General features: G+C 69.2%; 14 protein-coding genes. 2 read left to right on the top strand and 12 right to left on the bottom strand.

Annotated elements, in window-relative coordinates:
* The 7 genes from tsaD to U9978_RS03215 all read right to left on the bottom strand — a co-directional run.
* A partial coding sequence (gene tsaD / locus U9978_RS03245) for a tRNA (adenosine(37)-N6)-threonylcarbamoyltransferase complex transferase subunit TsaD (RefSeq protein WP_416210833.1) occupies positions 1-1,018 on the bottom strand: 1,018 nt, incomplete at its 3' end.
* A 29-nt stretch (positions 1,019-1,047) separates the two neighbouring features.
* Complete coding sequence (rimI, locus tag U9978_RS03240; protein WP_322759514.1) at positions 1,048-1,605, bottom strand: ribosomal protein S18-alanine N-acetyltransferase; 558 nt, start codon at positions 1,603-1,605, stop codon at positions 1,048-1,050.
* 8 nt (positions 1,606-1,613) lie between these two features.
* Complete coding sequence (tsaB, locus tag U9978_RS03235) at positions 1,614-2,390, bottom strand: tRNA (adenosine(37)-N6)-threonylcarbamoyltransferase complex dimerization subunit type 1 TsaB (RefSeq protein ID WP_322759513.1); 777 nt, start codon at positions 2,388-2,390, stop codon at positions 1,614-1,616.
* A 38-nt stretch (positions 2,391-2,428) separates the two neighbouring features.
* A complete protein-coding gene (gene tsaE / locus U9978_RS03230) occupies positions 2,429-2,965 on the bottom strand; it encodes a tRNA (adenosine(37)-N6)-threonylcarbamoyltransferase complex ATPase subunit type 1 TsaE (protein ID WP_322759512.1) in 537 nt (178 codons plus the stop codon).
* A gap of 98 nt (positions 2,966-3,063) precedes the next feature.
* A complete protein-coding gene (locus U9978_RS03225) occupies positions 3,064-4,401 on the bottom strand; it encodes an alpha/beta hydrolase (protein WP_322759601.1) in 1,338 nt (445 codons plus the stop codon).
* Between the two features lie 47 nt (positions 4,402-4,448).
* On the bottom strand, positions 4,449-5,633 hold the full coding sequence (gene alr, locus U9978_RS03220; protein ID WP_322759511.1) for an alanine racemase: 1,185 nt from the start codon (positions 5,631-5,633) through the stop codon (positions 4,449-4,451).
* A gap of 239 nt (positions 5,634-5,872) precedes the next feature.
* The gene (locus U9978_RS03215; protein ID WP_322759510.1) at positions 5,873-7,396 is read right to left on the bottom strand and encodes an NAD(P)H-hydrate dehydratase; all 1,524 of its coding nucleotides are present in this window, start codon (positions 7,394-7,396) and stop codon (positions 5,873-5,875) included.
* A 283-nt stretch (positions 7,397-7,679) separates the two neighbouring features.
* Between U9978_RS03215 and U9978_RS03210 the strand changes: the two genes are divergently transcribed.
* Complete coding sequence (locus U9978_RS03210; protein ID WP_322759509.1) at positions 7,680-8,219, top strand: hypothetical protein; 540 nt, start codon at positions 7,680-7,682, stop codon at positions 8,217-8,219.
* Between the two features lie 69 nt (positions 8,220-8,288).
* Here U9978_RS03210 and glmS read toward each other — a convergent pair whose 3' ends face one another.
* The 4 genes from glmS to rplM form a co-directional block, all read right to left on the bottom strand.
* Positions 8,289-10,172, bottom strand: coding sequence for a glutamine--fructose-6-phosphate transaminase (isomerizing) (gene glmS / locus U9978_RS03205; protein ID WP_322759508.1), 1,884 nt, complete (start codon positions 10,170-10,172; stop codon positions 8,289-8,291).
* Between the two features lie 172 nt (positions 10,173-10,344).
* Entirely contained in the window at positions 10,345-11,691 is a 1,347-nt protein-coding gene (gene glmM / locus U9978_RS03200) for a phosphoglucosamine mutase (RefSeq protein WP_322759507.1), read from the bottom strand.
* A gap of 25 nt (positions 11,692-11,716) precedes the next feature.
* Positions 11,717-12,124: a 30S ribosomal protein S9 gene (gene rpsI, locus U9978_RS03195; protein WP_322759506.1), complete on the bottom strand. Its 408-nt coding sequence runs from the start codon at positions 12,122-12,124 to the stop codon at positions 11,717-11,719.
* A 34-nt stretch (positions 12,125-12,158) separates the two neighbouring features.
* Positions 12,159-12,602 carry a 50S ribosomal protein L13 gene (gene rplM / locus U9978_RS03190; RefSeq protein WP_322759505.1) on the bottom strand — a complete coding sequence of 148 codons (444 nt, stop codon included), beginning with the start codon at positions 12,600-12,602 and terminating at the stop codon, positions 12,159-12,161.
* Positions 12,603-12,859: 257 nt separating this feature from the next.
* Between rplM and U9978_RS03185 the strand changes: the two genes are divergently transcribed.
* Positions 12,860-14,014 (top strand): hypothetical protein, encoded by a 1,155-nt coding sequence (locus U9978_RS03185; protein WP_322759504.1) that lies wholly within the window; start codon positions 12,860-12,862, stop codon positions 14,012-14,014.
* 57 nt (positions 14,015-14,071) lie between these two features.
* On the opposite strand, the gene truA is transcribed toward U9978_RS03185, so the two are convergent.
* Positions 14,072-14,902, bottom strand: coding sequence for a tRNA pseudouridine(38-40) synthase TruA (truA, locus tag U9978_RS03180; RefSeq protein ID WP_322759503.1), 831 nt, complete (start codon positions 14,900-14,902; stop codon positions 14,072-14,074).
* Positions 14,903-15,259: the final 357 nt, after the last annotated feature.

Here is a 15,259-nt window from a genome sequence, read left to right as displayed (position 1 = left end):
AAAACGGAAGGATCGAGGTGGCGGAAATGTCCAGCGGGGACGGCGTGACCCCGGCCGCGACCTGAAGGGAACCCAGCGCGGCGACCATCGCGCCGTTGTCGGTGCACAGTCCGGGCCGTGGCACCCGCAGGGTGATACCCGCGGCCTCGCACCGCGCCGCCGCGAGCGCCCGCAGCCTGCTGTTCGCCGCCACGCCTCCGCCGATCACCAGGGTGTCCACCCCGTGAGCTCTGCAGGCTGCGACGGATTTAGTCGTCAACACATCCACAACGGCCTCCTGAAACGATGCGGCGACGTCGGCGACGGGCACCGGCTCACCCATCCGGTGACGTGTCTCCACCCACCGGGCCACCGCGGTCTTCAGTCCGCTGAAGGAGAAGTCGAAGGTGCCGTCACCCGCCTTCGCGCGCGGGAATGCAATCGTGGGGCTCCCGTCCCGGGCCGCCCGATCTATCGGCGGTCCACCCGGAAACGGCATCCCGAGCAGCCGGGCAACCTTGTCATACGCCTCGCCCGCGGCATCGTCGACCGTGGCCCCGAGCTGGATCACCGCGCCGGTGGCGAGGTCCGGTACCAGCAGCAGGGACGAATGCCCACCGGAGACCAACAACGCCATTGACGGACTGGGCAGCGCTCCATGCTCAAGGGTATCCACCGCGACATGCGCGGCCAGATGATGGACACCGTAGAGCGGGACGCCGAGCGCGAACGCGTACGCCTTGGCCGCGGCCACGCCGACCAGCAAGGCCCCGGCAAGGCCCGGACCAGCGGTGACCGCGATCGCGTCGACGTCGCAGTGGCGCAGCCCCGCTTGGGACAGTGCCCGCTCGACGGTCGGAACCATCGCCTCCAGGTGTGCCCGGGCTGCGATCTCCGGGATGACCCCGCCGTAGCGCGCGTGCTCGTCGACGGACGACGCGAGGGTGTCGGCGAGCAGAACGCCACCGCGGACCAAACCCACGCCGGTCTCGTCGCATGAGGTCTCAATACCCAGTACCAGCGGCGCGTCACCCCGCACCGGGGACGTGTGACCGGCGCGAGCCCCGCTCACCGGGACACCGTCGACTCCACCGCGTCCAGTAGCTCACCGTAGTCGTGGCTGTCGATGCGACGAGCAGACATCACGTAGGCGTCGGCTCCAGACGGCTGGTAATAGCCCTTGCGCACACCGAGATTGACAAACCCCAACCGCTGATAGAGAGCCTGGGCCGTGCTGTTGTCGGTGCGCACCTCCAGGTCGCAACGGTGAGCGCCGCGCATCCGGGCGTGGCGCAACAGGGCGACCAGTAACCGGGTACCCACCCCGTTGCCGCGGGCATCCGCGCTGACGCCGACGGTCTGCACATAGGACTCGTCGTCATGGACGGCAAGCCCCCCGTAACCGACTATCCGCCCGCCGCGCATGGCGGCCAGATAGTGGCGCGTCTCGCGATGGGCGAGTTCGGACCAGAACAGTTCGGCGGTCCAGGCATCCTCGGCGAAGATGTCCCGTTCCAGCTCGGCGACATGGTCAAGATGCCACCAGCGCAGGCGTACGAGAGTCACCTCGTCCGGCCGCCCGGGTGTCGGCCCATCGCCGGTCACCGGGTCTGTCCTGATCGTCATCTTGCTGATCATCCGGTCACCGCCTTCGGCGGGCGCGGTTGTGCCGCATCCGGCCGGCGCAGATACAACGGGACGAGCGGCGCGGGTGGTCGGTTGGCCAGGACCTCCGCGCCGGCCAGACGGGCGAGGGTGACCGGGGACGGATAGCCCTGCTCGGCCCGCTCGGTGATGTCGGCCCCCTCGGTGAAGTCGGCGAAGACGTCGGGATACAGGTGCAGGCCCGGACCGACCGCTCGGTGGACCGACATCCGCCGCAGTTCGTCGACGACCAGCTGTGGCCGGCCCACGGACGGCCCGACCATCCGCTCACCGTTGTCGTATACCGCCCAGTACACCTCCCGGCGGCGTGCGTCGGTCGCCACGGCCACCCTGCCCGAGGTGTCAGCACCGACACCGTCCAGCGAACACACGCCATAAGCAGGCAAGCCGAGGGCATCGGCGAAGGCCTCGGCTGTCATCACGCCGACCCGCAGGCTGGTGAACGGCCCTGGGCCGATGCCGACCACCACGGCATCGAGGTCGCCCGGACGTGCCGACGCTTCGTCAAGGACCTCTCGGATCAACGGCACCAGCACTTCCGCGTGCTTTCGCGGATCGATGACCCGCCGCTGCGCCCGTCCCGTCATGCCGTGAACCGCCATGCCGTGAACCACCGTGGGTCCAGCCGGCCTGACTCCAGCCGGCGTACCCACAGTCGCCGATCCGGCGGCGGGCTGACCCCAGTGGACGTCCACAAGAGCGACCGAACAGGCAGGTGTCGCCGTGTCAACCGCAAGAAGCAGCACGTTTGACAGCCTAGGGCCTGGCCGGCCTGAGGTTTTGATCAGATCGGATGATCGGATGGTCCGGGCCGGCGGAACCCCGGCGGCGACCGGACCGCACCCCCGTCGTCCGCCCACAACGACCGCAGGCGGGTTGACCATTCGCGATCACTACCGATCATCCGGATGACACGGACGCCGCTGTCATCACAGTCGTCGACATCACCGGAGCCGAGTAGCGGCGCAGCCTCGAACGGCCGCTCGATCTCGACTCGCAGATACGCGTTGGCCAGACCCTCCACCAGCCCCGAGCCCCACTCGACGACCGTCACAGACTCCTCCACCTCAGCATCGAGATCGATGTCCTCGACCTCGGCGACCGCGCCCAGACGGTAGGCGTCCACGTGCACCAGGGGTACCCGCCCGTCATCGTGCACCCGGGCGATCACGAAGGTCGGCGAAGTCACCGCCCCGGTGACACCCAGTCCGGCGGCGATGCCCTGGACCAGAACAGTCTTGCCGGCACCGAGTGGACCGGCGAGTATCACCAGGTCTCCGGCGCGCAACGCGCCGGCCAGTCGGCGACCGACAGCACGCATGGTTCCAGCCGTCGGGACCTCGACGGTCCAAGCCGCTCCGTCGGTCCAGGCGGTGTGCCCGACAGACCCGGATGACCCGGATGACCCGGATGAGCCGATCACGAGGTCGACGCGGAGAGGTCGTCCGGGCCGTGGTCGCACCGCACGCGCACCGCGTGACTTCGGGAACCCGACCGACCGTACGATCCCAGCGGGCGCTGCGATCGCTGCGGGCTCAACCCGCCGCGCGGCCGGGCTGTCGCCCGATTCACCAGCGTGCGCAGCGCCTCGTTGACCTCGTCGGGGCGTTCGAGAGGGACGGCGTGCCCGGCCCCGGCCACGACTACCAGATCCGCTTCGGGGAGGGCTTCGGCCAGCGTCCGGCTGTGCTCTAGCGGGGTCATGACATCGGCGTCACCGACGAGAATCAGCGTCGGAGTGGTCACCAACGCCGCCGCCGCGGCGAGCTTGTCATGACTGATCAGCGCGGGCAGGAACGCGGCCATCACGTGCAGCGGCGTTGCGGCCACCATCTGCTCCAGGAACGACACGACAGGCGACCCGACAGCGGTGGAGCCGAAGCCGATCCGACGGGTCGCGGCCCACGCCATCTGACTGCCGTGACGGCGGCCCCGTTCCAGCAGCGTCGGGGCATGGCGCAGGCCGACGGCAAGACCGGGCAGCGTGACGCGCAGAACCCTCGCCGCAGCCGCCGGCAGGCCGAAGGTCACCGTGGCCAGGCTGCCGGCGCTGGTCGACAGGAGGCCGACCCCGACGATCCGGTCGCCGAACAATTCCGCGTGCGCGTCGGCCAACGCAAGGACCGTCATCCCGCCCATCGAGTGCCCGACAAGGACCACCGGTCCCGTCGGCACCACCTCGGTCAGCACTCGATACAAATCGTCACCGAGCTGCTCGATCGTGCATGCCGCGACATCGGAGGCGCCGGATGAGCCGTGGGCACGCTGATCGTAGAACACCAGCCGGCCACATTCGGCGAGATCACGACGTTGGAACGTCCAACAGTCAAGGCTGACGCAGAAACCGTGGATGAAGACGAGGGTGAGCGCGGCGCCGGGATCTCCGACGATCTCGACGTGCAACGGCACGCCATCCGACGCGATCACCGTGGTCGGACGCCCCCCGACCAGCGGTACCGGACTGCCATCGGGCGGTCTGGCAGCCAACGCGTCCGACAAATCGGCCGGCAAATCCGCCGCCAAGGCGTCCGGCAGCTCAGCCGGCAAATCCGCCGCCAAGGCGTCCGGCAGCTCAGCCGGCAAATCCGCCGGCACGCCCGCCTGGTCCGAGCGGCGCTGGAGCCGCCGCCGCGCGGCCGCGCCGACAACGACAGCGGTGGCGAGGCCGGCAAGACCGGCGACGCCGGCCGACCACGCCCCCCGCGAGCCGCCGACGGTCCGACCGGTACGGGCAAGCAGCCCGCCGACGTCCTGCATCTTCACAGTCACCACCAGGCGTTGATGATCATCATCTGGCGTCACGGTCACGGCAGGCCGCGTTCCGGCCCGGATGCGCCGGCTGGGCCGGATACGTTGAGGTGCACCCTCGGTACCCGGACGCCGATCCTCGTGACAATCTCGTAGTTGATGGTCCCGAGGGCATCCGCCCAGTCGGCGGCGGTGGGTTCACCGTGCTCCCCCGGCCCGAACAGGATGACCTGATCGCCCGCCTGAACGGGATCGTCGCCGACGTCCAGGACGAACTGATCCATACACACGGTGCCGGCGATGCGCCGGCGGCGGCCGGCCAGCAGCACCTCGGCCGTGTCGCCCGCCGACCGCGGAATGCCGTCGGCGTACCCGAGCGGCACCAACGCGAGCGTCGTCTCGGCCGGGGTGATGTATCGGTGGCCGTAGGACACCCCACCTCCGGCCGGCACCCGCTTGGCCAGCGCCAGCCGAGCGGTGAGTGTCATGGCGGGGCGCAGGCCGAGGGCTGTGGGGGGACCGAGGGCAGGTCCGGGTGACAGGCCGTAGACGGAGATTCCCGGGCGCACCAGATCGAAATGCGCGTCCGGGCTGATCAGGGTCGCGGCCGAGTTGGCCAGGTGGCGCACGCGCGGACGCAGACCAGCCTTCTCCGCGATGACCACCGCGTCCTGGAAGTACCCGATCTGCGCGCGGACGGTCGGATGGCCGGGCGAGTCCGCGAAGGCGAAGTGGCTCCAGACACCGACCACGTCGATCAGGCCGTCGGCGAGGAGTGCCGCCGACGCCTCACACAGGGACGGCCAGTCCGCCTCGGTCGCCCCCGCCCGGTTCAGGCCGGTGTCGGCCTTGAGATGGACCCGTGCGGCGCGACCGGTCAACCGCGCGGCTGCGGCGATCTCCGCCAGCGCCCAGGGCGCCGACACCGACAGGTCGACGTCGGCGGCAATCGCCTCGGTGAGCGGCTCCCCGGGCGTGCTGAGCCAGGCGAACACCGGTACAGTGAGCCCGGCGGCGCGCAGCGCGAGCGCTTCGGAGATGAACGCGACCCCGAGCCAGCTCGCACCGGCCTCCAGCGCGGCACGCGCGCAGGGAAGCATCCCGTGACCGTAGCCGTCAGCCTTCACCACCGCCATGGTCGCGGCGTTGCCGGCGCGGGCGACCAGCGTCGCCACGGACTCGCGGACCGCGTCGAGATCGACAACCGCGCACGCGGGTAGGTTGCCACTCTGCGGTGTCATCCGAAGCCTTCCTGACCTGCCCACACAGCCTCGCCGGCCAACTCGCCGGCCAAAGGCCGCGCGATCATGGTTCTACACGCGGCCGGCGACCACCCCAGGCAGCCTAGCCGGCCAAAGGCCGCGCGATCATGATTCTACGCATGCGAACGCCGACCATAGGCGTACGCGCTCTCCCGCTGACAAGCGCAGCCGGGGCAGACTACGCCGAGGCGTATGCCCGCCCAACGACACCCACCGGCTCAGCGCCTTCCGCGGACCCGCAACATCGGAGCCAGATCCGAGGCAGCCAGCGGATGGCCCGCCCGTTGCGCCGCCCGGCCGTGCAGCTGGGCTCCCACGCTGCCGGCGTCCAGCGGGGCCAGGCCACCGGCGAGCAGCGAGCCGCACAGGCCGGTCAGAACATCACCGCTGCCCGCGGTCGCCAGCCATGGTGTGCCCGTGGTGTTCACCCGCGCCTGCCCGTCCGGATCGACGATCAACGTACGGGCGCCCTTGAGGAGCACAGTCGCCCCGAGTGCGGCGGCGGCGCGGCGTACCACGCCCAACCGGTCCACGGTCAGCTCGTTGATCGTCGCCTCTGCGTCCCAGCGCAGCGCCCCGACCAGACGGACGAACTCACCCTCGTGCGGCGTGAGCAGAGTAGGCGCAGCCCGGTCCGCCAGCGCGGCAACGCCCCGGGCATCGGCCGCCAACGCGCCCAACGCACCCGCATCGAGCAACACGGGCAGGTCACCGGCCAGCAGGGCGGCCACCACCCGTCCGGTCCCGGCGTCTGGAGGCAGACCGGGGCCGACCGCCCACGCCTGTACCCGACCTGCCGCGACGACAGCGCCGGCGTCACCGGGGCCGATCTGGGTGACCACCGCCTCGGGGTGCGCGCGACGCACATGGTCGGCGGCCACGGGCGTGCTCGCCACCCGCACGTAGCCCGCGGCCCCGCGCAGCGCCCCGCCGGTGGCGAGCACCGCGGCGCCGGGGTAGACGTCACTGCCGGCGACCAGGCCCAACACGCCCCGGGTGTACTTGGAGTCCGCCGGGCGAGGTCCCGGGCGCAGTCGGGCCACGTCGGCGTCATCAAGAGCGACCAGATCCGCGCAGGGAAGTACCAGCCCGATGTCGACGAGCTCGAGCTGGCCCGCGTGGTCAGCCCCCGGCGGGATCAGCAGGCCGCGTTTGTAGGTTCCGAATGTCACGGTGCTGCTCGCGCGGATGGCCACACCCACCACCGCGCCGGTATCGGCGTCCACCCCGCTCGGGATGTCCACGGCGACGGTTCGCCCGGCCGGGGCCAACCCGGCCAACCGGGCGTAGCCCGCGCGCAGGCCGCCCTTCCCACCGATGCCGAGCATGCCGTCCAGGATCAGGTCTGCCGCGGCCAGCAGGCCCGCGGCAGTGTCATCGCCGACCGGCGCACCTGCACGTACCGGCCGCGCGCCGACCGGGTCCGGACCGGGCAGACGGTGCAGGCGTCCGCCCGCCGCGAGCAGGGCAGCCGTCCCGGCCGGATGCGTACGCCCGGGAGCCAACGCGTCCACCCGGGCGCCCCGGGCCGCAAGGAGAGCACCCGTCCACAGCGCGTCACCGCCGTTGTCACCGCTTCCTGCGAGCACGACTACCCGGGCGCCGTACACCCGACCGAGCCGGCGCGCCGCATGCGACAGCAGGCCGTGCACGGCCCGCTGCATCAGGGCGCCTGGTCGCAGGCTGGCGAACAGGGGCGCCTCGGCATCCCTGACCTGGATCACCGAATGGGCGGATCGCATAGCGGCAATGCTCTCCGTCGGAGCCGTCCGTCGCACCGTCAAACGCACCCTTGGCACCCTCGCGCGGCCGGGACGACTTCCTCCGGTCGCCCCACCCGGTGTGTCGGCGCGACAATATATCAACTCTCGGTGATGAAGAGCGCAAGGGTCAGCCCACCGGCACGCCTCCGGCGGTGCGAGAAAAGCATGATCGCACCACCTTCGAGCGGATGGCAGACGTGAGTCACGGCCCGAGGTGCCAGGACCCTGCGTCCGCCGAGCGCAGGTCTCGTAGAATTGCCCGATGATCGTCAACCAGTCGGGGTCAAACGGACATGACGACATCGCCATCACCCCGTTGCACGCCGTTTTCGCCGAAGACGAGTGCGCTCGCCTCGCAGGCCTGGGCGAGTTCACCCGCGGCGTCGCCCTCGCGTTGCAGGGACGAGTCGGTGACCTGCGGATCCGGCCGAGCAGTGCCTCCGGCACCGTGGACGGTGACCAACCCACCCAGACCCAGCTGTCAGTGATCGATGGGACACCGGGGTCGACCTGTACGTGTCCGACCGGTGCGGTCGAACAATTCTGCGCGCACGCCGTCGCACTCGCCCTCGTGGCCACCGGGGCGATCGACTCGAGCGAGGACGACGACGACTTCGACAGCACCGACGACGGCTTCTACGACGCCGATGGCCAGCCGATCGACCTGCGGGACTTCCTCGAGAGCCTCGACGGACCAGGCCTGGTCGACCTGGTTGTCGACCTCGCGGCCGTCAACGACGTCCTGGCGATGGATCTGCGGGAGGCCGCGACCCGCTGGCGACGCCCGCACCCGACTGACTGACTGACCATGCCGGCGGGCCGGTACCGGCGCGCGCCGGGCGCCGATGCCACGGCCCTATATTGCCAGGCGTCATTCCACGGTGACCGACTTGGCGAGGTTGCGCGGCTGGTCGACGTCGAGGCCCCGGGCGAGAGCCAGTTCGCACGCGAAGACCTGCAGGGGCAGCGTCGTCACCAGCGGCGCGAACAGGGTCGGTGTCGCCGGTACCCGGATCAGATGCTCCGCGTAGGGTTCGACCACGGTGTCACCCTCCTCAGCGATCACAATGGTCCGCGCTCCGCGGGCCCGCACCTCCTGGATATTGGAAACGATCTTTCCATGCAGATGTGACCGGCCCCGCGGGGACGGCACCACGATCACCACCGGCAGACCCGGCTCGATGAGCGCGATCGGCCCGTGCTTCAGCTCGCCTGCCGGGAAACCCTCGGCATGCATGTAAGCGAGCTCCTTGAGCTTGAGAGCGCCTTCCAGCGCCACCGGGTACCCGACATGGCGGCCGAGGAACAACACCGCCTTGGCGTCGGCCAGGGTGCGCGCTAGCGCCCTTATCGGCTCGACCGTGGCCAGGGTCTCGCGCACGAGCATCGGAGTGGTCTGCAGTTTCTCGACGTACCGCGCGACCTCGTCGCCGTAGAGGACACCGCGGGCCTGTGCGAGGTACAGGCCGACCAGCAGGCACGCGGCGACCTGACCGAGGAAGGTCTTCGTCGAAGCGACACCGACCTCGGGACCACACCGGGTGTAGAGCACGGCATCGGACTCCCGTGGGATGGTCGACCCGTTCGTGTTGCAGATCGCCAGTACCCTGGCCTTCTGCTCCCGCGCGTGCTTGACCGCCATCAGGGTGTCCAGCGTCTCGCCGCTCTGGCTGATGGCGATCACTAGGGTGGAACGGTCGAGGACCGGATCACGGTAGCGGAACTCCGATGCCATCTCGACCTCGCACGGCAGGCGCGTCCAGTGCTCGATCGCGTACTTGGCGATCAGCCCGGCATGGTAGGCCGTGCCGCAGGCAACGATGAAGACCTTGTCGACGTCACGGAAGTCCTGGGTGGAAAGACGCTCCTCGTCCAGAACGATCTCGCCGGCGTTCGACAGGCGTCCACGCAGCGTGTCCGCGAGCGCCGTCGGCTGCTCACTGATCTCCTTCAGCATGAAGTAGGGGAAACCGCCCTTTTCCGCGGCGCTGGCATCCCAGTCCACGTGGTATGGACGGCCCTCGACGAGGTTGCCCTCGAAGTCCATGATGGTGACCCCGTCGCGGCGGGCCTCGACCACCTGGTCCTGCCCGATCTCCAACGCGCTGCGGGTGTGCGCGATGAACGCCGCGACGTCGCTGGCCAAAAAGGTCTCACCCGCACCCAGGCCGACGACCAGCGGACTATTGCGGCGCGCACCCACCACCACGTCGGGATGATCACGATGCACGACGACGAGTGTGAAGGCGCCCTCCAACCGGCCACAGACCCGCCGTAGCGCCTCGCTGAGCGGGCTCACACCGGCCGTTGCGTCATCGCCGGAGGCGGCCATCGCAACGAGTTCGATCTCAAGAAGGTGGGCGACGACCTCCGTGTCGGTCTCGCTGGTCAACTCGTGCCCGCCGCTCTCCAAGCCGGCCCGCAGACTCGCGAAGTTCTCGATGATCCCATTGTGGATCACAGCGATGGCGCCCGTGCAGTCGACGTGCGGATGTGCATTGACGTCGGTCGGACCGCCGTGCGTCGCCCACCTGGTGTGGCCGATACCGGTGGTTCCGGGTAGGCCGGCGTCCGCATCGCCCAGCACTTTCTCCAGATTAGCCAGCTTGCCGGCCTTGCGCACGACGCGTAGCCGGCCCTCGGCGACAACTGCGATACCCGCCGAGTCGTAGCCTCTATACTCTAGGCGGCGCAGCCCCGCAAGAGCGACATCCAGCGCCGACTGTCCGCCGATGTACCCGATGATCCCACACATGCGGTCAGGGTACGCAACCGAGGACGTGTGCGAGCGGTGCCACACCTGTTTGGGTCGATGCGTCGAACGACGAACATCCGCCGACGTTCAGGAGCCGTGCTTCGGATGTCGGGATTCAGGCGTCAGAAGCCTGACGCCGGGCCCGCTACCCCGCCCGCTGCCCCACGGCTTGTCAGCCGAGGGCGCTCTCGACGATCGCGGACAGGCGTGCGGCGACCGCTTGCGCCTGGGCGGTGGTCGGCGCCTCCACCATGACCCGTACCAGCGGCTCGGTGCCTGACGGACGCAGCAGGACCCGGCCGTCATCGCCCAGTTCGGCCTCTGCCGCCGCCACGGCCGCGGCGAGGTCCGGTGAGGTGGCAACCTTCGACCGGTCGACACCCCGGACGTTCACCAACACCTGCGGCAACCTTGTCATGACCTTCGCCAGCTCCGCCAACGAGCGGTCGGTCTCGGCCATGCGGCCCAGCACCTGCAACGCCGTGAGCAACCCGTCCCCGGTCGTCGCATGCTGAAGGAAGACGACATGACCGCTCTGTTCCCCACCAAGGGACAGCGCCCGCTCACGCATGACTTCCAGCACATAGCGGTCACCGACGGGGGTCGTGATCACGTCAATGCCGGCGTCCCGCATCGCATGATGCAGGCCGAGGTTCGACATCACCGTCACCACGAGGGTGTTGTCGGCAAGCTGGCCACGCTCATGCAGCGCGCGTGCGCACAGCACCAGGATCTGGTCACCGTCGACGACCTCACCGTTGGCGTCGACGGCCATGCAACGGTCGGCGTCCCCATCGTGGGCAATGCCGGCGTCGGCACCGTGTTGCACCACGGCTGCCCGCAGCGATTCCATATGTGTCGCGCCACAGGCGTCGTTGATCCGGATCCCGTCCCCGTCGGCGTGCAGGGCGATGACCTCGGCACCGGCCATGCGCAACACGCGCGGCGCCAACATGGACGCGGCACCCTGCGCGCAGTCGACCACGACCCGCAGTCCGGTCAACGGGACGGGAACGGTCGCCAGCAGGAAATCCGTGTAGCTCTCCACAAGAGCACCGTCGTCACGGACCCGTCCGATCGCCGCGCCGGTGGGACGGGTCGACGCGGGACCGGTGAGACGTTCGGCGATCTCGTCCTCGATCTCGTCCGGGAGCTTGCGCCCGCCGGCCGCGAACAGCTTGATGCCGTTGTCCGGCATCGGGTTGTGGCTCGCCGAGAGCATCACGCCGAGGGCCGCGTCCGAGTTGATCACCGCATGAGCCACCGCGGGTGTGGGCACAACACCGAGCCGCAGGACGTCCGCGCCAGCCGACGCGAGACCGGCGACGACCGCGGCCTCCAGGAATTCCCCGGACGGCCGCGTGTCACGGCCTACCACAACGGCCGGACGCCCGCGGCCAGAAACACGGTGCTCGGTGAGCACCCCCACAGCCGCGACCGACAACGCCAACGCCAGTTCGGCAGTGAGATCGACATTAGCGACCCCGCGCACGCCGTCGGTACCGAAGAGCCTCGCCACTTCGAGATCCCGCGAGGTCAGCGCGTCAGCGCTTGCTGTACTGAGGTGCCTTCCGGGCCTTCTTCAGGCCGTACTTCTTACGCTCCTTGACCCGGGCGTCACGAGTCAGGAAGCCCGCCTTCTTCAGGGTCGGGCGGGATTCCTCATCGGCGATGGTCAGCGCCCGCGCAACGGCAAGGCGAAGTGCACCAGCTTGGCCGGAGACACCACCACCGTGCAGCCGTGCTGCCACATCGTAGGACTCGGCCCGGTCCAACGCCTTGAGCGGCTCATTGACAAGCTGCTGGTGGACCTTGTTGGGGAAGTACTCCTCCAGGGAGCGCCCGTTGAGGGTCCATTTGCCACTGCCCGGCAGTAGGCGTACCCGGACAACAGCCTCCTTGCGCCGACCGGTGGCACGAGGGTTGCCCTGGGCGTCGGTCACGACAGCCACGTCGTCTGTCCTTCCTGGTCAGATGGTCCGCGGCTTACTGCGCGACCTGGATGATTTCGAACGGATGGGGCTGCTGAGCCTGGTGGGGATGAGTCGGCCCGGCGTAGACCTTCAGCTTGCCGCCCTGTGCCCTACCCAGCTTGTTCTTCGGCAGCATGCCCTTGATCGCCTTCTCGACGATGATCTGGGGCCGCGTGTCGAGCAGTATCCCATAGGAGGTGCTGCGCAGACCGCCAGGGTAGCCGGAGTGCCGGTGATACTGGGCCTGCTCACGCTTGTTACCACTCAGGGTGACCTTGCCCGCGTTCACGACGATGACGAAGTCACCGGTGTCGATGTGCGGAGCGAATATCGCCTTGTGCTTGCCTCGCAGCAGTTGAGCGGCCTGGCTGGCCAGCCTGCCGAGCACCACGTCCGTGGCATCGATGACATGCCAGGCTTGCTGGATGTCCGTGGGCTTGGGCTGGTACGTGCGCACAGGTCTGCCTTTTCTTGTCAGCGGATGCGTTCGATTGTGCAGTCGGGCCGCTCACGCCACTTGACGCCTGGTCTGGCAACCCGTCATGCGCGTTAGGTCCCTCGAGGCCGCCGATGACGCGAAAAGACCGCTGATCGCATCGCCCTTGGCCGGCTAGTCCTTGAGGTTACCAGGCGGACGACGCAGCCGGCCTGCGAGGTCTGCGAGCTGACCGCCAGCCCATGAAGATCCACCAAGCACACCGTAGTCTGCGGAAGGTGGATGAGAAACCGCCAGAACGTTCACCCGGCGTTTCGGGGGACGCCCTCGAACATCCCAGCGATCTGTGGGCCCCGCCCGCCGACGACCCGCTGTTCGGCCCGCTGCGTGGATTGCCGTCCTCGATCCGCAGGCCGGTATGGACCCCCGACGCCGGCAGCGCCGTCCCGGATCCGGCAGTTCCCGATCCGGCAGTTCCCGACCAGGCAGTTCCCGACCAGGCCGCACCGGGGACGGCCGACCCGCCGTCGACACCGGTGAACAGCGCCGCCGCAGCACCCACCGGTGACCCAGCCGGGCTGGCAGCAACCGGGCCGGTTGCAACCGGCTCAGCGCCATCGGCCACATCGATGGCGGCAACCGACGGCATGCTGATGGCTGTGCGGGATCTGGACGCGCGGGATGATGCGCGCCGCACGCCGGCCCCCGTTCGTCCCGTGACCCGGGGTTACATCGCTAGGTTGATCATAGTGGCGGGCATTGTCGCTGCACTGGTGATCGCCTCTGTCGTCATTGTCGCAAAGCACGACAGCCGCAGCAACCGGCCGATTTCGCCGCCGGTGGCAACGGCAGGTCCGGGACCGGCCGGCCCCGGTTCCATCGACAGCGTGCGGACGGATTCCGACCCGGTCACGGCCAGCGAGTTCTTCGCCGCCGACCAAGTCACTGTCAATTTTCATTCCTACCGGCGGCTCGGATACAGGCTGGAGGTCGGGTGCCCAGGTATCACCGATGCACTCGCCGGCGCGTTGCCCGGTGATCGATGCCGCCAGCTGGTACACGCGGTGTACGTGAGCGAATCCGAGACATCCGGACGCCGGGTGCTGGCGGCGGTGTCCGTCCTCGTTCTCGACGAGGCGACAACCGCTGCGAACGCGGCAAGCCTGGTCGCTGCAGGCAAGGGTGGCGTACCGGCCGTGGCGGTGCCGACGGAGGCGCTCCCCGGCGCGGTGGTCACGAACCCGACCGGCGACAACTCATGGCGGAACGCGCGGGTCAGCGGCCACTATCTGATCGTCCTTCAGCTCGCCTACACCGACGGAAGCCAGGGAGCCGCCACTGACGCGGCATTGAGCAGCGCCAGCCGGGATCTCGCGCTCCTTGCCATCGATCCGATCACTCGACGCGCCCTTACCGGCCACGGGCCGCACTGACGATCATCGCGTGCCATTTGGCCTTAGTGGTCGTCGCCGACCACTAAGAGCGACCGGTTAGCCGGACGAGGTTGTGGGGACCCGGACTGCCCGGGTCACCGCCGCGCGAGCTGCGAGATCGGTATCAGGGGGGTAGCGGACCTCGACGAGGGTCAGGCCATGCGGCGCAACCACGGTCACCGCCGGGTCGCGCACACCTCGCACGAGGACCCGCGCGGCCCACTCCCGGGGACGACGTCCCTCCCCCACAGCAAGCAGTGCCCCCACCAATGCCCTGACCATCGAGTGGCAGAAGGCATCCGCCTCCACGTCGGCGGTCACCACGCCGTCGTGCACCCGTGCCACGTCGAGGCGCAGCAGCGTCCGCACGGTGGTCGCACCCTCCCTACGTCGACAGAAGGCGCTGAAGTCATGTTCACCCAGCAGCGTGATCGCCGCGTACCGCATCCGCTCGGCGTCCAACGGGCGCGGCCAGGCCAACGTGTCGTGGCGGCGTAGCGGATCGACACCGTACGGCGCGTCCCCGATCCGGTAGACGTAGCGCCGCGATAACGCCGAGAAGCGGGCGTCGAACCCCGGCGGGGCCGGCGAAAGGCCCGTGATCCGCACGGAACGCTCCAGCACGCCGTTGAGTCGGCGAGCGAGCCCGCCGAGCGGGACATCATCGGGAATATCAACGTGGGCCACCTGGCCACGCGCATGGACGCCGGCATCGGTCCGCCCGGCAACGGTGAGCCGGACGGCGGGCAACCGCGCCACCCGCATCAGCGCGTCCTCCACATCGCCCTGCACGGTCCGCCGCCCGGGCTGGCGTGCCCAGCCGGCGAACAACGTCCCGTCGTAGGCCAGGTCGAGACGTAGGCGCTGCAGCCCGTCTGAGGCGTTCACGGCATCCTGACGATTCCGGTCGGACAGTTTTGGATCACATCGTGGATCACATCGTCCTGCCGGATGCGAAGTGACGGGAAGGACATCGGGGATCACCAGGATCATGGTGTGACGCGAAACACGAAGCCCACCATCCTCCAGTGGATGGTGGGCTGGCGCGAGCTGGGGTTCCTGAACCGATCGCTAGCAGATCAACAGAAACATGATCATGGAACTGCAAACGGGTACCCGACGACCCAGGGGAACGTAGAGTGACCGGCCCCGCGACGCGACGTCGTGGGGCCGGACGCTCTTATTCAGCCGTGGGGGCGTCGGTCCCGTCACCGGCGGTCGCATCAGCCGCATCGGTCACAGCAG

The organism is Protofrankia sp. Cr2 (assembly GCF_963555885.1).
GTDB lineage: Bacteria > Actinomycetota > Actinomycetes > Frankiales > Frankiaceae > Protofrankia.
Note: the sequence above shows the minus strand (reverse complement) of the source record. Positions and strands in the feature narration are given on the sequence as shown.